This is a genomic window from uncultured Alteromonas sp., from assembly GCF_963976965.1.
GTDB lineage: Bacteria > Pseudomonadota > Gammaproteobacteria > Enterobacterales > Alteromonadaceae > Alteromonas > Alteromonas naphthalenivorans.
Window position 1 is genome coordinate 1 of sequence record NZ_CAXBMP010000004.1, and the last position, 20,450, is coordinate 20,450.

A 20,450-nucleotide genomic window follows, 5' to 3' on the forward strand; every position below is an offset into this window, starting at 1 on the left:
CGGTATTTTTTGCCATGAAGTAACCTTGGAAGCCTTTAATCTTTTATGAAACGCGGGCAGCCTCATTTTATGAAGTTCAACCTGTGAGGCCCAACCTGTGAGGTCCAACCTACGAGAACCAAATTATATTAGTACTTATACGCTAAAGTGTCGTTGGTCGATTACTTCTTAATTTTTCGTATATTGCTTAGCTAAATAGTGCTGCATTAAGGTGTTCGAAACTATTTGTCGTATTGTCGGTGCTCGCACTATCAGTGTTTAGACTATCTGAGCTAACATTTGTAGTATAAGGCCAACTACGCTGCCTATTGCGAACCCTACCCAGCCATTTTTTGTCATATAGCGAAATAGTGCCGCGCCAAATATGCCACACCATAGCATGGCTGAATATACCGCTATCATGCCCTCACCCGTGCCGCTGTTAGGTAAAAACATCATAACAATGAAGGTAAGTGCCATGGCGCCGCTAAGTAGCACCCACATAATATTTTTGTTATTGGAAAACGCATTGGTGGTTGTATTATCGCTCATGGAAAGTCCCCATGGTGTGAGTTAAAAGCATGCCCTTACTTGTCCCTTTTTCGTAAAAATCGATATTCATTTATTGATATAAACCGATTGTTCTATAAACAGGGTATTAGGTTAACTTAGGCGAGATTAACGCAAATGGGAATAAGACTTCAGGGGGATATAAAAAAGCACTGCGAAGTGGCAGTGCTTTTTAATGAGGCTTTTGAAGCGAATAGATATGTGTAATATCACAAGCGGCTTAATGATGGTCGCTAGCAAATTCCACTTCAAGCAAGGTAACGTTGTCGGTGAAGGTCAGGGTTTTTAAAGGCCCATTACCTTCTACGTTTAACGTATTTACTTGTGTTGGCCACAAATCACGTAAGGCATCGTGACGAATCATCAAACCATCTAATTCTGGCGGTTGAGCGGTTTCTTGGTACACCCAAAAGTGATTACCATCCAACTCAAAACCGACCAAACCTAAATCTAATGACTTTTCCTCACCGTTTAACAACGCAAAATGGTTGCTCACGTAATCAGCGAAGGCTTGTTGGGTTTTCTCTTCTTCCATAATATCGGCGTGCTTATCAAACAGCACTTTTACAGCATGTTCGGCATCGTGCAGATTAAAGCGGTGCATTACTTCAATGTTTTGCGTTCTAGGGTTGAACAACACTGTTGTGATAGCGGCTTTAACTTGGTGCGCGTTAGCCCAAGTACTGAATAAACCGGTACATAAAAAAACAGCCACAAGCAGCGCCGTTAGGCTCTGCTTGTGGTTTTTAGCAGATAACTTAAAAGGCATAACCTTAGTTGTCATCTTCGTCTTCGTCATCGTCATCGTCGGTCTTTAGCTCGGTTTTTACATCGTTCATAAGATCGCGATACTCGTAAGTGTTACGAGGCTTAGACTTGTACGCTTCAATACGTGATGGAATAATTTGACGCGGATAGTGGTTGTTTTCAACATCTACGTCTGCGGTTTCCCAATGTGGGTCAACCGTTACGCTCACTAGCTCTTTGCCTTTTTCAGTGACAATTAGCTTGCTTACCGCTTTCGGTGTACGACGCCAAATTTCAGCAGGAATACGCATCTCTTCTGTAGTGCCGTCTTCGAATGCTAGCTCAAGAATAATCGGCATAACCAAGCCGCCCTTGTTGCTAAAGTCGAGCACGTAGTAGTTTTTGTCCTCACGTACCGCACGTTCAAACGCTTTACGTTCCCAAGGCTCAAGTTTCTTCAAGAAACTACGGTACTTGTTGCGCTCTTTGTTAGTTACCGTGTAACGGTCGTTTTCGTCATAGAAATCTTTGATATCTTCGAAACGGTCTACCCAAAGTTCTTTCCCTTCTTCTTTGTTGCGAATATCGGTAAGTGATTTAGGTTTATCAAGTTCGGCTTCACGCTCACGGGCGAAATCAATATCAGGATCTTCAGTGTTCAAACGAAGCTTGTAAACGCTATCTAGGCTGATATCAACGTGATCGGTAGTGTAAAACCAACCGCGCCAGAACCAATCTAAATCAACACCAGAAGCTTCTTCCATAGTACGGAAAAAATCAGAAGGTGTAGGGCGCTTGAACATCCAACGTTGTGCATACTCTTTAAAGGCGAAATCGAACAAATCACGGCCAAGAATAGTTTCACGTAATATGTTTAGAGCAACGGCTGGCTTGGTGTAAGCGTTGGGGCCTAACCTAAGTACTGAATCAGACTGGGTCATAATTGGCACTTGGGTTTCAGACTTCATGTAGCTAACAATATCACGCGGCTCAACGCCCCACGGAATAGTTGGATCCCATTCGCGTCCTGCAACACCGTCTAGAAAACTGTTTAAGCCTTCATCCATCCATGTCCACTGGCGCTCATCAGAGTTAACCGTCATTGGGAAGTAGATGTGACCCACTTCATGAATAACTACGCCAATCAAAAAGCGTTTTTCAGCCAAAGAATAAGTACGAGAGCCATCGTCGCGAAGCTCGGTACGTGGACCGTTGAAGGTAATCATTGGGTATTCCATGCCGCCAACAGGTCCATTTACTGACTGGGCAACAGGGTACGGATAATCAAAGCTAAAGCGGCTATAAACATCCATAGTATGGATGATAGATTCAGTAGAGTACTTTTCCCAAAGCTCGCCACCTTCTTTCGGGTAGAAAGACATCGCCATGACTAATGGCTGAGTGTCGCCACCTTGGTGGTAGCCACGCGCATCCCACATAAATTTACGTGACGAAGCCCATGCGAAATCACGCACGTTGTCGGCTTTAAAACGCCATGTTTTTTGCTTATTAGTGCCAGCTTTTTCGTTCTCTAGCGCTTCTTCAGCAGTAACCACGAATACAATACGGTCAGCATCTTTAGCTTCTTTTAAACGTTTACGCTGCGTGCTGGTTAGCACGTCGTCCGCGTTTTGTAATTCACCGGTAGAAGAGACGATATGATCGGCCGGAACTGTAATATCAACTTCGTAGTTACCGAATTATAACGTGAACTCACCACGGCCAATAAACTCTTTGTTTGTCCATGCTTCGTAATCGGTGTAAGCCGCTAGGCGAGGAAACCATTGGGCAAGTAAGAAAATATCGTTACCGCCTTCACGTTCGTCATCTGGGAAGTGTTCGTAACCCGCTCGAGCAGAAACGGCATCTTCTTCAACAATGTTAAACGCAAAATCGATATCGAAAGTAACGTTGTTCTTAGGTTGAAGAGGTTGCGCTAAATCTACACGCATTAGCGTACCAACGATAACGTGGTGTAAATCGTTACCTGCACTGTCTTGAACTCGTGAAATGGTGTAACCCAATTCGTTATCGTCAACAAACTGTTGGCGGCGAAGTGCGGCCATGCTCAGTTGTGCAGGTTTACTGCCACTGGCTGTTTTTGTAGCAGGTCCACGATTGCCAATGCCACCAAAAGTGGTGGTAAGGGCAGACATAGAATCGTCGCGGAATTTATTCTGATCCAATTGGATCCATAAATACTTCAACGTATCTGGTGCATTGTTGTGATAGGTAATGGTTTCACTGGCTTCAATACGGCGCGTATCTTCAATCAGCTTAACGTCAATTTTGTAGTCTACTTGTTGTTGCCAGTATTGATGACCTGGCTCACCCGCTGCATTTCGATATACATTGGGGGTAGGAAGAGATTCGTCTAGCTGACGGAACTTATCTTCAAAATCGCCTTTAGTTTGATTTATTGCTGCGTTGGCGAATGGAAGGTAAATCAGCATAGACAGCACTGGCGCAAGCCAGAAAAGATGTCGTTGGTGCTTATTCATGGAGTTTCCCAGTTATTTTTATAATAAAATAAGCGAACTAGTATATAAGCCCTTTTGCTTTTATCCCAGTTTTTGGGCGTAAACTCACCCTATTTTAACGCAAAAAACTGTAACATAACGTTTGTTTAAAAAGCGAAGTGTCGTATTCTTAACCCCCTGTTTTCTTGCATCATCTTCTTATGAACCGTCTCAATTGGCAGCGTGCCGTAATTAAAGTAGGTAGCGCCCTTATTGCGCCAAATGGCGATGAGTGTAGCGCCCGATTTTTGTTAGCACTGGCGCGCTTTATCACGATAAGCCGTGAATCTGGCAAAGAAATTATTTTGGTTTCCTCGGGCAGCGTGGCAGCAGGGCGAAGCAAAGTGAAGATTCGTCACAATGCGTCTATTGCTGAAAAGCAAGCCATGGCTGCCATTGGTCAAACCCAAATGATGGCAAATTGGCAACGCTTTTTCGATTTTCCTTGTGCGCAGGTTTTACTTACTGCCGACGATCTTCGCGACCGCACTCGCTATGTAAATATCAAAAACACCCTTAGAGAGCTGCTAAACCATAATGCGCTTCCCATTGTTAATGAGAACGATACCGTCGCTGTAAACGAGCTGAAAGTAGGTGATAACGATAACCTTGGTGCATATACCGCGCTAGTCGCTCAAGCCGATACGCTGATTATTTGCTCAGATATTGACGGCTTGTACACGGCCGACCCTCGTAAAGATCCAGACGCCACGTTAATCAGTGAAGTACACAATATTGACGAGTCGATTTATAAGTTGGCGGGCGGTGCTGGCACCTCAGTAGGTACTGGCGGTATGCGAACGAAAATTGAAGCGGCTGATAAGTGCACCAGTAGCGGTATTCAAACCATTATTGTGAACGGTAGAAAAGGGGCGTCTTTCGATGCCATGCTAAACGGCTCTATTCCTGGTACCTTATTTCACGCCAGTAATTCCCCTAAAAAAGCACGACGTCTGTGGTTAACGCATACGCTTAAAACGTGTGGCCGTATTCATGTCGATGAAGGTGCGAAAGCTGCTTTGGTTGACCGCGGGGCGTCACTGTTACCTTCAGGGATAACGAGCATAGAAGGTAATTTTAACCAAGGGGAAGCGGTAGATATTTGCTTTGAAAAACAAGTTATTGCAAAGGGCTTAGCCCTTTATAACGCCCGAGACTTAATGCTTATAAAAGGGAAAAAGTCGCAGCATATTGCGGATGTGTTAGGTTATGAAACGACCGACGTAGTTGTACATCGCGACGACTTGGTATTGCTTTAGTTTCCACATTTTTAACTTTTGGGATAACGCCACGCATGACAGACATTACACCATCGCTCAACGATTACCCTTATCACCTTGAAATTGCCACTCGCTGGCAAGACAACGACGTTTATGGCCACATTAACAATGTGATGTATTACAGCTTTTTTGATACCGCCGTAAATCGCTTTTTAATTGACGAGGGCGGCCTTAATATTCAAGAAAGCAGCGCGGTGGCTTATGTAGTCAGTAGCCAGTGCCAATATATTACGCCAGCCGCTTATCCAGAAACGATTTATGTTGGGTTAAGGGTGATAAAGTTAGGTAGAAGTTCAGTGACATACGGTTTGTCGGTTTATGCTGGTGAGGCTAAACGCTGCGTGGCGCACGGTCAGTTTGTACATGTATTTGTTGATAGACTGTCTGACAAAGCGGTGCCTATACCTGTTAATATAAAAACTGCCCTTGAGTCTATTTGCGAGTCTATCGGCGAGGCAGACAATCAAGGAAATGCCGGTGACCAATAGTCAAGCGGCCCAAGCAGGCACTAAAAGCACGAAAAACCTTACTCAGAACAAGCTAACAGGGGTTTTTCTCGATGCTGAAACGTTTAGTGCAGATTTACTGAACTCTGACTCAATAGATACGTCATTGCTTAATAACGTAAATGTTGAGCTAACTTGCTATGACAACACCCTTCCAGAAGAGGTCGTTGCCAGAATAGCGAAAGCCGATATCGTACTTACCAACAAGGTAGTATTAGATAGCGAGGCGCTACAACACGCCAAGTCGCTAAAGTATGTGGGTGTAATGGCCACAGGTACTAACAATGTAGATACTAATTACTGCCAAACGCACAATATTACCGTGCAAAATGTGGAAGGTTATGGCACCGACAGTGTGGCCCAGCATACTTTAATGTTGCTGCTTAATTTGGCCACAGCGTTTCCTCAGTACCATAACGATGTAAACCAAGGTAAATGGACTACATCGCCGCACTTTTGCTTAACCGAGCACCCCATTGTGGAGCTTGCTGGAAAGCACGCGGTTATAGTAGGTCATGGAGAGTTGGGAAAGCGAGTTGAAGCGCTATTTATCGCAATGGGTATGAAGGTGAGTATTGCAGCGCGGCCAGGGGGGCTTTCTACAGAAGAGCTTTATGATAATAAGCGAGACATTCGACCTTCATTAGAATCATTATTACCTAGCGCCGATGTGGTTAGCCTGCATTGCCCACTAACAGACGATAATTATCACCTTTTTAACGAAACCCGGTTGTCGTTGATGCAACCTACCAGTTTTCTTATTAATACCGCCAGAGGTGGGCTAATTGATGAAGACGCACTGGTGTCTGCGCTACAATGCGGGAAAATAGGCGGCGCGGCGGTTGATGTTATATCCCAAGAGCCTCCCCCAGCCGATCATCCATTGCTAACCGGTACTATCCCCAATCTTATTGTTACCCCCCATACGGCGTGGATGGCGAATGAGTCTCGTCAGCGGCTGTTTAACATGGCTATAAACCATCTAATTCAGTTTATAGATGCTCACCCATGAGCAATGGCGTGCTGTTTGCCATTTGTACACTCATTTGGGGTTCAACCTGGATAGCCATTACGTATCAGATAGGGCATACCGCTGAAACCCTGGCCGTAGCATGGCGCTATACGTTAGCTGCACTGTGTTTAGGGCTATTTTGTATGGTGCGCGGCTTGCCGTTTAAGTTACCGCTACACATTCACATTAAAATGGCCGGAGTAGGCTTCTTCCTATATTGCCTCAACTATACCCTGCTATATATGGCGCAGGCGCATATTATCAGCGCGTTACTCGCCCTTATGAGTTCCAGCATTATTTACTTTAATGTGGTTCTTCGACGATGGTGGTTAAAGCAGCCTATTAGATTGGAAGTGGTGGTGGGCGCTACGTTTGGGCTTGCGGGTATTATTTGCTTGTTTGTGCCCGAGTTTTCAAAAGTATCGATGGACGCTGCGTTAGCGGCGGGCCTTTCTATTGCATTTGTTTCTTTTTTTAGTGCATCAATTGGTAACGTGATATCAGAGCGGATCCTCACCTCGGGCACACCGGTTATTCAAATGAATTTTTACGCCATGAGCTATGCCATGGTGATACTCTATGTTACCGCGTGGTTCACAAACGACACCTTGGTCATTCCTACTGCCCCTGAGTTCTATATTTCGTTGCTTTATTTGGCTATTTTCGGTTCGGTGCTGGCGTTTGGCTCTTACATGAAGCTACTAAAGCAAATAGGCGCAGACAAAGCCGCTTATGTGGTACTGGTTTACCCCATTGTGGCGCTTGTTATCTCCACTTTTTTTGAAGGTTATACGTGGAGCTGGCTGTCTGTACTTGGCGTAGTAGTGGTGCTGGTGGGCAACGCCATAGCTATGGGTAAAGTGCCCATTTTTATGCGTCGACCACCCCTAAGTAGCTAAGTATGAAGTAGCTAGCGTTTACTTTAGCGCATTAATTTTTTGATTAAGCTCGTATGCGGGCTCGGTCACTATAGCTTCAAGTGTTTCTACCCGTTCAATCAAGGCCTCAATTTGCTTATCTTTTTTTGCAATAAGCTGTTGTTGCTGTGTCGCTTTGCTAGCAATGAAAGGATTGCTACAGGTGCCGTTCATCCAGTCGTTGAGGCGCCATTGAAACTTGGCATCTAAGTAACTTGCGGCAAGGGCAATAGTGGCAATAAAACCAATAAGTAAAAAAATGCTTAGCGTAGACATAGTGTGCTCCGAGGTAAAGGTGTCGTAACCGATGAAGGTGTTTTCATCACCCTCTTCACCATTACTAGTCTTTGGCTTTCGAAAAAAATTACAGATAGATGTAATTTTTTTCGAAAGCCAAAGACTACACAAAATAAGCACGAATGATTTCTATCATCACATGCATGTAAGAAAAGTAAATGAGTGGCTTTTACCGTCATAGTTGGCAATGCAGCGCAGTTAATAATAAGAAATACTGAGGACGAGAGATTGGGGCAAGGATTTGAAGATGTGTTTGCGCAGTACGGCAGTCTATTAAGCCGTGTCGCAAACAGTTACGAGGCTAACCATGCGCTACAGCAAGAGTTGCTACAAGAAATAGCCATAGCTGTGTGGCAGGGGCTTACTCGTTTCAAAGGCGATAGCAGTGTAAAAACTTATATTTTAAAAATAGCCCATAACCGCGCCGTTACTCACGTGGCCAATCAGGTGAAGCGCATCGATACCGATGAATACAATGATGACGTTGTTGTTGAGCAATCGTCGCAAATTTCCCCTGAAACGGCCACCAGCCAGCAACAATCGCTATCGCGATTACTCGTTAAAGTACGCGCTCTCGCGGTACAGCCACGCCAAGTACTTACCCTTTCTTTAGAAGGCTTATCTTACGATGAGATTGCGGATATTTGCGGCCTCACTAAATCTCATGTAGGGGTTATTTTAAAGCGTGCTAAAGCAAGTGTATTGGAAGGAAACTCTGATGAATGATAATAACAAAAGCACTGATAATAGCCGTGACAACGACCTCAGCGCGCTATGGCAAGCCCAACCCGTCTCGAATGTAGATGTGGATGAGGTAAAAAAAACCTTTAAAAGCCAAACAAGAAAGCAGCGTCTTTACATAATGGTAGATTGTCTCTCACTTATCCCGATGGCATGGATGTTTATAGATTACTGGAATGAATTTCCTCCATTGGTTCGCATACTCAATATTGGCCTCATTGTTTTCATTTTACCATTGCTAGGCTATCAGCTTTGGCTTAGAAGAGTAGCTGCGTTTGGCAGTAATGCGCAAACTAGCAATCATGTACAACAATTGAAAAAGCAGTTTAAAAACAATGCGCGTATTGCTTTTATCAACAAACACTCTGCATGGTTAGCCGTACTTATTGTTATTGCGTTTAATACCATCTTCACCTTGGCTAAGGCGGCTGAAGAAAGGGAGTATGGGGTAGTGCTATTGGTAACGGCAGTCACCGCCGGCATAATGGCGGTGTGGTATGTTTGGGCCCATCGTAGACAAAAGCAATTTGAAAAAAAATTAACGGCATTAAATGATATGAGTGATGGTGACTAGCCTTTCGTGAAAGCTTATTGAATGGATGCCAACCAACAAAGTCCATTAATAACGATAGCCATTTTCTTATTCAGTTAAGGCGTGGCGCACGCTATTGATGAGTAATACTGGGCTGAGCCTGCCGCCCTCGTCAATATTAGTTACCTAATGTATCGCTATTCGCGGCTTTTGGGGTGGCAGCTTCGCCGTTAATGGCATCGCTGCTTGCATCGTTTGCATTGTTTGCGTCGTTCCCGTCCCCTGCCCCGTCCCCGTCCCCGTCCCCGTCCCCTTCATTTTCACTATCACCTTCATCATTATCTTTTTCTTCACCTAAGAAGAATTCATAGTATAAATCTAAGGCGAATTCAGACTGATCTTCAATGGTGGTTTGTACCGCTTCTAAAAATAAACGAGGCAATAAACGGTATCGCAAGGCTAAATCGGGTGGGTCTTGCCTACGACGCAAAGTGCTGCTGGAATCATTATTACTCAATCCCACATCCACATTATATTCAGCCGTTAATCTGTCATTAATCTGGCCGGTTACTGACAGTTTGTTCTCGTTAGTACTTAAGCTGAAATCATCAATACCCAAGGCATTGCCTACTTGACCGGTTAGGGTTTTAGTATTTGAAAGCCCAAAACCTACCAGTAATGCAGCGTAGTTAGGATCTTCGCTTTCAGCGTCAGGCCCCGACCCTGTAAGTAGGTACGAAAGTACGTTTTGCTGATCCATGGCGGGTTCAGAGAATAAATTAATGCTGGGAGAATCGGCTGCCCCGTCTATCCTAATACCGGCAATTACATCATCGTCAGTTTTATCTGGGTCGCGAATGGCTTCAATCAGCAGCATAGGTTGATCGATAGGACCATTAAACTGCACTTCACCCGTTTGAATAACAAGCTGCTGCCCATAGGCGCTATAACGGCCGTTAAGTATTTGCAAATCACCAAAGCCCACCAAGGCGGGTTGGTTATTCACTTTTACACCACCGTGTAAGCTCGCGGTTAAACCAAATGCTTCAAGCTTAACCTCACCGGTTTTAGCCTTGTCGATATTGACCATCACAGACGCATGTACAATATCAAGGGGCTCTTCTTTTGGGGGTTCGCCGCGAAGGTGAACATCTTTAGACGGTGACACCGCGCTTTCAGGTAATGATTCAACTTCAATACGCGCCCACGGTATATTTACACTGCCTGTTACATCAACCTTGTCGGCAGTTGCCGCTACTTTCAAATCTGGCGATATCCGTAAACGCATGTTTGGTTGGCGCACCTCAAATTTGTCACCTTTCAAATTAATGTTCGCGCTTGGTACATCAGACCAATCTAGATCGCCGTTTAGCGCCCCCTTACCACCGCCCAGTAAAAATGTGCCGTCGAAGTTGGCTTGTTGGCCGTTTAACGTAATTGATTGGCTCCAGTTTTCTAATGATACCGGTGTGTCCTGAATATCAATGGCGCCGTTTTCTATTTGTAGTTTTCCGGATAGTTCGGGCGAATCTACAAACCCTGCCAAGGTGATATTTCCATTCATAACACCCGTAAGTGTACGAATGGCAGGAGACAGTGGTTTAAGCGGTGCTACGTCTATATTAACAACCTCAAGATTACCGCTTATAGGTTTGCGGGTTTCAAAGGGAGACGTATTTACATTTAGGGTCGCATTGCCTAAGTCTTCACTGGCAATAAGCGACTGAGACTTAAGTTCTCCTTGCTTAAAAGTACCGGTTGTTTCCACAGAATTAATCGTTATTGCTAGTGGTCGCTCTTTTCCTAACTGCCACGTGGCAGGCGATAAAGAGGCCGTAAAAGTGGCATCGATAGGGTCGGCTTGAGAATATTGCCCTTGGCTTTTCACCGACAAGGTTGCCGGTGCGGCTGCCGCAACCATATCCGGCGCAAGTTCGTGGGCCCATAACCCTACAGGTAATGCTTTGGCCCATACATTCCATTTCGCTTTATTCTCTTGGTAGTTCAAGCTGGTGATGCAAAGCTCGCCTTCTTCCCTAGAGTGCCAGCAGTGTTCGCCCACGCTTGCGCTAAAGGGGGCGGTGCCAAGATTTAGAGTAAAAGGAGAAGAAAGCGCCCATTGCATGTTTGCCAGCTTCAGTTTGCTCTGCTCTACCTGGCCTGACCAAGTGTTGTCTTGCCATTTTCCTGCAACGCTTAGGGCAACACTATGCTCCGGTAAGGTTACATCTAGGTCGGCCTTATGATTTGTGTATGAGCCGTCAATGATAAGCTTGCCGTTGAATTCGCCTTGTTGGGCTGCCGCATTTGAAAGTGAAGGCGACACCGCAAGATTTGAAAAATTAATTGCGCCTTTGGCAACGGGGTTAATCCACGGGCCTGTAGCTTTTATATTGCCAGATATGGCCCCAGCTACTTCAGGGTAAAGGTCGGCAATGGCAGCTACATCAAGGCCGATATCAGCATTAACGTAACGTTTATTAAGTAGTTGACCTACCACATTAATTTTATTTTCGGCTTGTTCAACGGCCAAAGAGGCAACCAATAAATCGCTTGGACCTGAGTACACAAAAGATCCTGCCACCGAGAAGGGTTTGTTTTGCAAGATGCCTTTAAGATCTAATTCCCGAATACTGACTTGGGGGCCTTTTTCTGTGTACTGCATCACACTGGTAAAACCGCCCTCTAATTGCTCTGGCGCGTACTTGGAAAACTGAACCCCTGAGACATTGGTAAAGGTGGTGTTTCCTTCCCAAGAAATAGCCTCATCTAAATACAATGTACCGGTATTACTAATACTGCCTTCCAATGCTTCAATTTTGGCTTCGTTCACGTAGATATTGTGTTCTTTTAGCACCACATTTAGCGCCACAGGCACCTTGCCGATATCAGGTATGGTAGCTGCTGCGCTGCCATCTAATAGGTAGTCGCCCATGGTGCCATTAAGGGTTAGCGCGCCATCGTGCAAGGTGCCGGATTCCATAGTGGGTAGGGGTTGTTCTTTCCATGTTGCGCTAAATGAAATGGGCAGGTTGTCGCTAAGTACATCGGCTGACAAATTCACTTTTGCATTCATCGCCCCTTCAGTTTTAAGGTCAGCTTCAAGCTCTGCTAACGACCCTGATGCTTGAAAGTCTACTTGCTGCTGGCTGTCGCTTATTATACCGCTACCGTTCAGTGAAACTGACAACGGATAGGCACCATCTAGGGTGATGGCAATGTCGCCAATGAGTGTTCCTTGAGGGTGTTCCACATTCAAATTGGCCAAGGACACACTGGCATTCGCAAATTCAAAATCCTCAAAGGCAAATACCGATAAGGTTTGGGCTGAATCGCCTTGATTTAATGTGCCATTGGCCAATGAAAACTCATCAATACTTATTGGAATAGGCGATGAAATCGTCGGCAGTTCTGGGGCGGTGTACGATAGCGAATAGGACTTTGGCAGTGACTTGTTCGTGGCACTATTGTCAGTGCTACTTTCAGAAGCAGCATCATCCTTGTTCGCGTTAGTCGAAGAAGCTGTAGCTTGAGTGGACGCTTCGGTTTGGTGGAGCGTTACGGCCAAATCTTCAAGTGATAACGATGAAATCGCGAGCGTCTCGTTACCCAAGAAATCATCTAAGCTTAATTTTCCTAATTCAACCGTCTGCGCCAGCATTTTTAGCGTAAAGCGCTCAACCTTGGCTTGGTTGACCTCTACAGGTAAAGGCAGCGTAAAACTTCCCGTTTCTTCGGTTGATTCAGTTTCAGGCGCAGCGCTTAACTGCTCAACAACAATATCGTTGGCGTTAACTTCATTTACGCAGACTCTAGGTTCAAAAATACAGCGCCACGTGACATCAAGGTACGCATAATCTGTGTTTACCCGCCACTGCGCATTTTCCCACTCAACGTTTGTAATAGTTAGGTTGTCAGCTAGGCCGCCCTCAATGCTTTCAATACTTAGCCCACTCACTAGGTTATTGGCAACAAGGCGAATGGTTGGCCCACCTAATGGGCTAATTAATAAACCGTAAACAAACACCACGATAAGCACAGGTGTTAGTAAAATAGTTGAAATCGTGCGCTTTCTCATAGCTCAGGCCCCAGCAGAAGGTGCAGCTGCCATGTTTTTTCATCTGGTGCAAAGCCGCGAGCCACGTAAACGCGAACAGGGCCTATGGGAGACAGCCAGTGAAAACCGGATCCCACGCTGTAAGTTAATGTGGTATCTAAATCATTAGTTGCCGTACCCGCATCAGTAAAGGCCGCAATACGCCAATTTGGCGCAATGCGATAGGCATATTCCACGCTAGCAGTGGCTAAGTATTTTCCACCAATAGCATCATTTACTGTTTCACCCGTTTCAGGGTCGATAACGTCTTCAGTGGGAGATATTTCTCGGTAGTCAAAGCCGCGAATGCTTTGGTCACCACCGGCATAAAACCGTAGTGATGTCGGAACTTGCGAAAAGTCATTGGTTTTAATTGCACCAAGTTCGCCGCGAATAGAAAACCGATGTACGTCGGAAAAGGTACGAATGACCATGCCTTCCATTACAGATTTTACGATATTGATGTCAGAGCCAAGATTATCTCGCCCTACTTGGGTCAAAAACTGAAAATAATTGCCGTTGTTAATATTAAGGTCGTTATCTTTGGTGATATAGGTAATAGAGTAGCCCGGCAGTATCAGTGAGGTTGTGGTGTCGTCAGTGTCACCTTGATCGTAGGTTTCTCGTAAATAGGTAATAGAGCCATCGTGTTGCCAAGGCGAATGCTCTTCTTGAAAATATCGGTGAGCCGCAAGTGATAAAGTTTCACTTTCAATCGAGGTATTGCTGTATTCAATAAATTGATAGCCGGCTTCAAAGCTAACGTAATCTTTAGTGATGTTCTGCATCGGAATGCGATAGTCTGCCGTAACCGATTGCTCAGGTTGAGAGATAAAAATATCGGAGGAAATCGAATGACCGCGATCATTTACCCATGGGCGCTCCCAGCCTAAAGTGACTCTAGGGCCGGTATCGGTAGCAGCACCAATAGAGACATCAAACGCATCTCGGGGGCGATGTGATAGCGAAACTTCAATAGGGACATTTAGTCCCTCAGCGTCACTTACTACAGGCCGTGCAATAACACGGTTGAAATACCCTGATTGATTTAACGAACGGTTGAAGTCAGACAATTTTGCTGAAGAATAAGGCTCACCTTCTTCAAACGGAGTTAGTCGTTTAATAATCGCTTTTGCTTTGTCTTCCCCAATAAATTTCAATTTACCAAAGTTATAACGAGAGCCACTTTGGGCTATGAGCAGAATATTAGCTTCTTTTTCTTCTCTAACTAAATCTAACCGCGTGGCCTGCCAATAGAAATCAAAGTAACCATGAGATAGGGCATAATTGAACATCGATGACTTAAACGACTCGTAAACGGGCTGATCAAGTACATCTCCTTCTTTAAGTGAAAACGCATTAAAACGGCTTCTAAAGTCGCTATCTTCTCGGCCTACACCAATAATTTCTCGAGTGACCTTTGATACAAGAAGAGGGTCGCTAAGTGAAACGGTTACAACGACCTCATCGTCCTTAGTGACTTCTACCGTTGCATTGCTATTGTAATAGCCAAAGGGCTGCACAGCGGTGGCTACTGTAGCGATAACTTCATCTTGCCAGAATGGGTCATTCAATAGCTCAGTTTCTACATCTAAATTGTTCAAGTGCAGGCGAATATTATCTTTAAGCTTGTCTTGCTTTACCCCATTGATTTTATAGGTAACTGCATGAGCAGAGGCGATAAAAATTACCAATAGGCACAGCGATAAAAATCGAAGAGCGTACCCTTGGTTGCGCCGGGCTTTAATACCCGTTAGCAGCGTTTTTAAAGAAGATATAAAGCACAGTGGCATTGAAAAATGCGATTCCTTGTAGCAAAAAAAAGAGACGGCGCGGTTTCAGCCTTTACGAAAAAGGGGGCGCTAATATGATACGAGATAAGCAACACAGCATCGACAATGCCGATAATACCATACCCCTTTGTATACTGTGTATTGAGTAAAAAAGCACAACTAAAGTACATGTTAATGTTAAGCACTTTTTAGTGTAGTGTTTTGTCTGAATGTAACCAATTATTACAATTGAACTTTCTTTTTAAATTATAAAATGTTGTATAGTGGTCTTCGAGCTAATCACAGGATGAATAGTTCGATAAGGGTTTATTAATAAGCAAAGGAAAATATATGCGCTGTCGTTTGTTCTCGTGTATTCACTCAGTTACCTCTTTAGTGGTTCTATTTTTATTCAGCTTAGTCAGCGCTTGTGCACTAAGTGACGAAAATACCGCCGAGCCAGCAGAAACTGTTTCACCGCCTCTTCCTTACACCGTATTTAGTGCCCTACCCGCTTACCGAACTCCTGCGCTGTCGCCCAAAGGCGATAAAATTGCGTTTGTGAAAAACGTTAATGAACCTGACGAACTATCGGTGTTAGCAACCTTTGACCTTACTACAGGTAAAATTCACTATCTTCTTCATTCCGATAATGAAAAAGTTAAGATTAATTGGTACCGGTGGGTTAACGATGAGCGAATAGTTGTTAGTGCTCGTTATGAAAGTCGTCGCGGTAACACACGGGTTTATGATACTCGTCTACTCGCTATGAACTTCGATGCGCAAGGCGAAAAACCTAAACACCTTTTAGATTGGCGAAGACTGAAACGAAGAGCGGCAGACCCTAATCGTGTCCCCCAATTTCAAGACAATGTGATTGATTGGCTACCTGATGACCCTGAACACATCTTAATGGCCATCGATGTAGAAGTTTTCGCCCTTCCCTCTGTATTTAAAGTGAATGTCTATACTGGCAGCACTACAAGATTGGAGCGTGGGAAGCGCAGTATCAGAGACTGGGTAGTTGATCGACAGCATAATGTTCGCGTTGGCATCACGCTAGATTATGACAGCGGTGAGCGCCACGTATTACTTAAAGAAGATGATAGTTGGCGTACCCTGTTTAGTTACAATGCCATGAGTGAAAAAGGTGAAATGCCTCTCGGGTTTGGTCTTGATCCCAACATTCTTTATTATCGCGGTTACAAGGGAGACTACAAAGCCTTGTTTACGCTTAACCTTGAGACCAATGAGCATACAGAAATTTTCTCAGATGAAGGTTATGACGTAGATGGTAGTCTAATCTACTCTCCTGTTACCAACGATGCTATTGGTATTCGTCACCTTGGAAGACATTACTGGGATGAGCGCTACGTGGCGCTTCAGAATGGGCTAGATCAGGCGTTAGCCGACTACAGCAATACGTTAGTTAGTTTCAGTCGTGATGAAAACAACTATATTGTTTACTCCGAGTCAGACACTATGCCAGGTGCTTACTTTATTGGTAACCGCGAGAAAGGTTCTCTGGACTATTTGTTTCAGCAATACCCTAAAATTGAAGAGGGCATGTTAACCGAGCATAACCTCATAACTTACACTGCTCGTGATGATATGGAAATTGAAGCCTACTTAACCTTACCTAAAGGTGATGGGCCGTTTCCCACGATTATTCATCCACACGGTGGGCCAGGTGCGCGAGATTTTAGTGGTTTCGATTACTGGACATCGTACTTTACCAATAAGGGCTACGCGGTACTTCGCCCTAACTTTAGAGGTTCTCAGGGTTACGGCTTCGACTTTGCGCAAAGCCAGATGAAAAGCTGGGGATTGTCGATGCAAGATGACATTACCGATGCAGCAAACTGGATGGTTGAGCAAGGCTATGCCACTAAAGACAATATGTGTATTGTTGGCGCGAGCTATGGTGGCTATGCTGCGTTAATGGCAGCGGTGAAAACCCCTGAATTGTTTCAATGTGCAGTCAGCTTTGCCGGTGTGAGTTCGTTAAAGCATATCGTTATACACGCCAGACGGTTTGTAAATTCAGACTTGGTGAAAGACCAAATTGGTGATGACTTTGACGACTTGGAATCGCGGTCTCCTTATTACAATGCAGAAGGGATAAAAACGCCTATTTTATTGGTTCATGGCGAAGAAGATCGCATCGTTAGACCACTGCAAAGCCGTTACATGGCTGACGAACTAGAAGATTTAGATAAAACATTTAAATATGTCGAACTAGAATCGGGCGACCATTACTTGTCTATACAGGGTAATCGTCATCGCTTCTTTGCTGAAATGGATGCATTCTTAGATAAGTATTTGAAAAAAGAATAAACCTTTTTTCACACTGTACGCTTAAAAAAGCCAGAGCCGCCAAGTTCCACGACCAAATAGCGTGAAACTGGCGGCTTTTTGTTCATCTTTACGTTACACTTCTGCCCATTCAGCGTGCAATTATGATGCACTAACGTGGCAATCATCACCCTGAGCAACACAACTTATACCCCCTTCTTCGTTAAATAGAGAAATTATGTCCCATTCAAGCGAGACCGCGCCTAATGCTGGCCAGCCTCAAGGAAAGCCCCCTTTAGGGTTAATTGAATTTGTAGCACTGATGGCTACCATGACATCGCTGGTGGCGTTAAGCATTGACGCTATGCTGCCTGCACTACTGCAAATAGGTGAGACGCTAAACGTAGACGAGCCGCACCATACCCATCTTATTGTGACTGTTTTCTTTATGGGAATGGCCTTTGGGCAGATGTTCTTCGGTCCATTTGCAGATAGTCGTGGTAGAAGGCTTACCATTTTGATCGGGCTGTTTATTTTTGCGATTGGCACTTTTGTGTGTATGTCGGCCACTAATTTAGAGACCATGCTGGTGGGTCGTGTGATACAAGCCTTTGGTGTCTCAGGACCGCGTATTGCCGCTATGGCGATTATTCGCGATTTGTACGTGGGTGATGCAATGGCACGGGTGATGTCATTTATTATGATGGTGTTCATCCTTGTGCCTATGATAGCGCCTATGGTGGGCCAAGCAGTAATGGCTTTTTTTGGGTGGTTTCATATATTCACCCTATTTTTGATAGTGGCAACCTTAGCGGGTACATGGTTTTTCAGTCGTCAAGGCGAGACTTTGCCGCGGCATAAACGCAGGCCGTTTTCGTTTAAGCAGTTTTACTTGTCATCAAAATTTATCCTTACTCATGCAACGGTAATGGGTTACACCTTCGCAATGGCGGGTATTTTTGGTTCGTTTCTGGCGTATTTGAGTGCCTCACAAACCATTTTTCAGGTGTATTACGGTGTGGGCGATATGTTTCCTTATATATTCGCAGTGCTGGCATTTTCGATTGGTTTAGCATCTTATTTCAACGGCACCATGGTAATGAAATTCGGCATGCGACGCTTGTGTCGCTTTGCCCTTAAAGGGGTTAACGGGTTTGCTGTTGTCTATCTTGGGTTATTACTCGCTTATGACGGGTTACCGCCACTTGTGCTTACCGTTGTTACCATGTTCGTTGGTTTCTTTTTTGTGGGTATTTTATTCGGTAACTTAAACGCACTTGCTATGCAGCCATTAGGGGATATGGCAGGGCTTGGTGCTGCTATAATCGGTTCTCTCTCAAGCCTGTTTTCTGTGCCCATTGCGCTGTTCGTAGATAGCTTTTTAGACGGTAATCTATACCCCATAGGCATTGGCTTTTTTGTCTTCTTCGTATTGGCTTATTTTGCGGTGAGATATGCAGAGCGGGTTCGCGAATGCGGGGAATAGGTAAAAACAAGCAGGCATAAAAAAGCCCGACCAAATTGGTCGGGCAAGAGGGCTTATATAAAGCACCTAACGACAGAAACTGTCCTAACCGATGATGGCTTTCATGTCAGTCATGTAGCCACGCAGGGTCTTACCTACTTGCTCAACACCGTGAGTGCGAATAGCTTCGTTAATATCAACAAGGCGCTTGTTTTCAACCTGATTAGAGGTTTCTGACAATCCCTTACCAATAACTGAAGTATCGATAGTAGGCATAAATTTCTCACGCAAAATTGGAATTGCTGCATTCGCAAACAAATAGTTTCCATATTCTGCCGTGTCTGAAATTACCACGTTCATTTCATACAGACGCTTACGCGCGATAGTATTCGAGATAAGTGGTGTTTCATGCAGTGATTCGTAGTATGCAGACTCAGGTAAGATACCCGCTTCAACCATTACGTCGAAGGCTACTTCTACACCGCACTTGATCATGGCAACTAAAAGGATGCCGTGGTCAAAGAATTCTTGCTCGCTGATTTCACCTTCGTAGACAGGTGCGTTTTCAAAACCAGTTTCACCGGTTTCTTCGCGCCATCTAAGTAGGTTAGCATCGCCGTTTGCCCAATCTTCCATCATAGTGCGAGAGAACTCACCGCTAATGATGTCGTCTTGATGCTTTTCAAATAGTGGGCGAAGCAAGTCAGTAAGTTGTTCTGACAAATCGTACGCTTTCACTTTAGCTGGGTTTGATAGGCGGTCCATCATGTTGGTTACGCCACCAATTTTAAGTGCTTCAGTGACAGCTTCTAGGCCGAACTGAATAAGTGCACCAGCATACGCTGCGTCAATACCGTCAGCGGTCATTTTCTCAAAGGCAAGCACTGCAGCAACTTGTTGCATACCACATAGAATGGTTTGCTCGCCCATAAGGTCAGATTTAACTTCAGCTACGAACGAAGACTCAAGTACACCTGCACGATCGCCACCTGTTGCACTTGCTAATGCTTTAGCAGTATCCCAACCCTTGTTTTCAGGGTCGTTCTCAGGGTGAACGGCAATCAGAGTTGGTACACCGAAACCGCGCTTATATTCTTCACGTACTTCTGTACCTGGGCACTTAGGTGCACACATAACCACCGTAATATCGCTACGGATTTGTTGGCCTTCTTCAACAATGTTGAAGCCGTGTGAGTATCCAAGTGTTGCGCCTTTTTGCATTAACGGCATTACCGCTTCTACAACGCTTGCATGCTGCTTATCAGGCGTTAGGTTGTACACCAAGTCAGCACTAGGAATTAGTTCCTGATAAGTGCCAACAGTGAAACCATTGCTAGTAGCACGTTTGTAAGAGTCACGCTGCTCTTCAATGGCTGCTTGACGCAGCGCATAAGAAACATCTAACCCAGAGTCACGCATGTTCAAGCCTTGGTTAAGACCTTGAGCACCGCAGCCTACAATGACAATCTTCTTGCCTTTTAAGAACTGACAACCGTCAGCGAATTCTTCGCGTGCCATGAAGCGGCAGCGGCCAAGCTGATCTAGCTGCTGGCGTAGCGATAGGGTATTGAAATAATTAGCCATAAAAATTCCGAACAACATTCATTTTCGTCATTATCAACAACCAACCGTGGCGTTGACGACCTCGTCTATGACGACTTGCTACGCAGATTAAGGGATTTCTTTTGTTTTGGAAAATGATATATTTGCAAGATAATATTG

The 20,450-nt window shown here is 44.7% G+C and carries 14 protein-coding genes and 1 pseudogene; 8 read left to right on the top strand and 7 right to left on the bottom strand.

Going from position 1 to position 20,450, the window contains the following annotated elements:
- Positions 1–258 precede the first annotated feature (258 nt).
- The 3 genes and pseudogenes from AAC006_RS04365 to AAC006_RS04375 all read right to left on the bottom strand — a co-directional run bounded on the left by AAC006_RS04365 (position 259) and on the right by AAC006_RS04375 (position 3,797).
- Positions 259–531 (bottom strand): hypothetical protein, encoded by a 273-nt coding sequence (locus tag AAC006_RS04365; protein WP_126871512.1) that lies wholly within the window; start codon positions 529–531, stop codon positions 259–261.
- A 238-nt stretch (positions 532–769) separates the two neighbouring features.
- Positions 770–1,333: a DUF6702 family protein gene (locus AAC006_RS04370; RefSeq protein ID WP_013786761.1), complete on the bottom strand. Its 564-nt coding sequence runs from the start codon at positions 1,331–1,333 to the stop codon at positions 770–772.
- Positions 1,323–3,797: pseudogene (locus tag AAC006_RS04375) on the bottom strand (M1 family metallopeptidase). The gene AAC006_RS04370 and the pseudogene AAC006_RS04375 overlap by 11 nt, the downstream one beginning before the upstream one ends.
- 179 nt (positions 3,798–3,976) lie before the next feature.
- On the opposite strand from AAC006_RS04375, the gene proB reads away from it, so the two are divergent.
- From proB to AAC006_RS04395, 4 genes are read left to right on the top strand one after another with little or no spacing between them, the layout of a single operon-like run.
- Positions 3,977–5,074, top strand: a complete 1,098-nt coding sequence (proB, locus tag AAC006_RS04380) for a glutamate 5-kinase (protein WP_126871511.1) — start codon at positions 3,977–3,979, stop codon at positions 5,072–5,074.
- 35 nt (positions 5,075–5,109) lie between these two features.
- Positions 5,110–5,583: a thioesterase family protein gene (locus tag AAC006_RS04385; protein WP_339890752.1), complete on the top strand. Its 474-nt coding sequence runs from the start codon at positions 5,110–5,112 to the stop codon at positions 5,581–5,583.
- Positions 5,567–6,613 (top strand): D-2-hydroxyacid dehydrogenase, encoded by a 1,047-nt coding sequence (locus AAC006_RS04390; RefSeq protein ID WP_339890754.1) that lies wholly within the window; start codon positions 5,567–5,569, stop codon positions 6,611–6,613. The genes AAC006_RS04385 and AAC006_RS04390 overlap by 17 nt, the downstream gene beginning before the upstream one ends.
- Entirely contained in the window at positions 6,610–7,512 is a 903-nt protein-coding gene (locus AAC006_RS04395; RefSeq protein WP_208804674.1) for an EamA family transporter, read from the top strand. Before AAC006_RS04390 ends, AAC006_RS04395 begins: the two co-directional genes overlap by 4 nt.
- A gap of 18 nt (positions 7,513–7,530) precedes the next feature.
- Here AAC006_RS04395 and AAC006_RS04400 read toward each other — a convergent pair whose 3' ends face one another.
- Complete coding sequence (locus tag AAC006_RS04400; RefSeq protein WP_041453216.1) at positions 7,531–7,806, bottom strand: hypothetical protein; 276 nt, start codon at positions 7,804–7,806, stop codon at positions 7,531–7,533.
- A gap of 249 nt (positions 7,807–8,055) precedes the next feature.
- On the opposite strand from AAC006_RS04400, the gene AAC006_RS04405 reads away from it, so the two are divergent.
- Both AAC006_RS04405 and AAC006_RS04410 read left to right on the top strand, forming a co-directional pair.
- The gene (locus tag AAC006_RS04405; RefSeq protein WP_041453215.1) at positions 8,056–8,553 is read left to right on the top strand and encodes a sigma-70 family RNA polymerase sigma factor; all 498 of its coding nucleotides are present in this window, start codon (positions 8,056–8,058) and stop codon (positions 8,551–8,553) included.
- Positions 8,546–9,142 carry a hypothetical protein gene (locus tag AAC006_RS04410; RefSeq protein WP_013786753.1) on the top strand — a complete coding sequence of 199 codons (597 nt, stop codon included), beginning with the start codon at positions 8,546–8,548 and terminating at the stop codon, positions 9,140–9,142. The genes AAC006_RS04405 and AAC006_RS04410 overlap by 8 nt, the downstream gene beginning before the upstream one ends.
- Positions 9,143–9,278: 136 nt before the next feature.
- Here AAC006_RS04410 and AAC006_RS04415 read toward each other — a convergent pair whose 3' ends face one another.
- Together AAC006_RS04415 and AAC006_RS04420 are read right to left on the bottom strand one after the other, a co-directional pair.
- Entirely contained in the window at positions 9,279–13,178 is a 3,900-nt protein-coding gene (locus tag AAC006_RS04415; RefSeq protein WP_339890757.1) for a translocation/assembly module TamB domain-containing protein, read from the bottom strand.
- Positions 13,175–14,989 (bottom strand): autotransporter assembly complex family protein, encoded by a 1,815-nt coding sequence (locus AAC006_RS04420; RefSeq protein ID WP_339890759.1) that lies wholly within the window; start codon positions 14,987–14,989, stop codon positions 13,175–13,177. Before AAC006_RS04420 ends, AAC006_RS04415 begins: the two co-directional genes overlap by 4 nt.
- Positions 14,990–15,319: 330 nt before the next feature.
- Between AAC006_RS04420 and AAC006_RS04425 the strand changes: the two genes are divergently transcribed.
- Together AAC006_RS04425 and AAC006_RS04430 are read left to right on the top strand one after the other, a co-directional pair.
- Positions 15,320–17,305, top strand: coding sequence for a prolyl oligopeptidase family serine peptidase (locus tag AAC006_RS04425; RefSeq protein WP_013786750.1), 1,986 nt, complete (start codon positions 15,320–15,322; stop codon positions 17,303–17,305).
- A gap of 196 nt (positions 17,306–17,501) precedes the next feature.
- A complete protein-coding gene (locus AAC006_RS04430) occupies positions 17,502–18,749 on the top strand; it encodes a multidrug effflux MFS transporter (protein ID WP_126871505.1) in 1,248 nt (415 codons plus the stop codon).
- Positions 18,750–18,833: 84 nt separating this feature from the next.
- Here AAC006_RS04430 and ilvC read toward each other — a convergent pair whose 3' ends face one another.
- Positions 18,834–20,312 carry a ketol-acid reductoisomerase gene (ilvC, locus tag AAC006_RS04435; RefSeq protein WP_013786748.1) on the bottom strand — a complete coding sequence of 493 codons (1,479 nt, stop codon included), beginning with the start codon at positions 20,310–20,312 and terminating at the stop codon, positions 18,834–18,836.
- Positions 20,313–20,450: the final 138 nt, after the last annotated feature.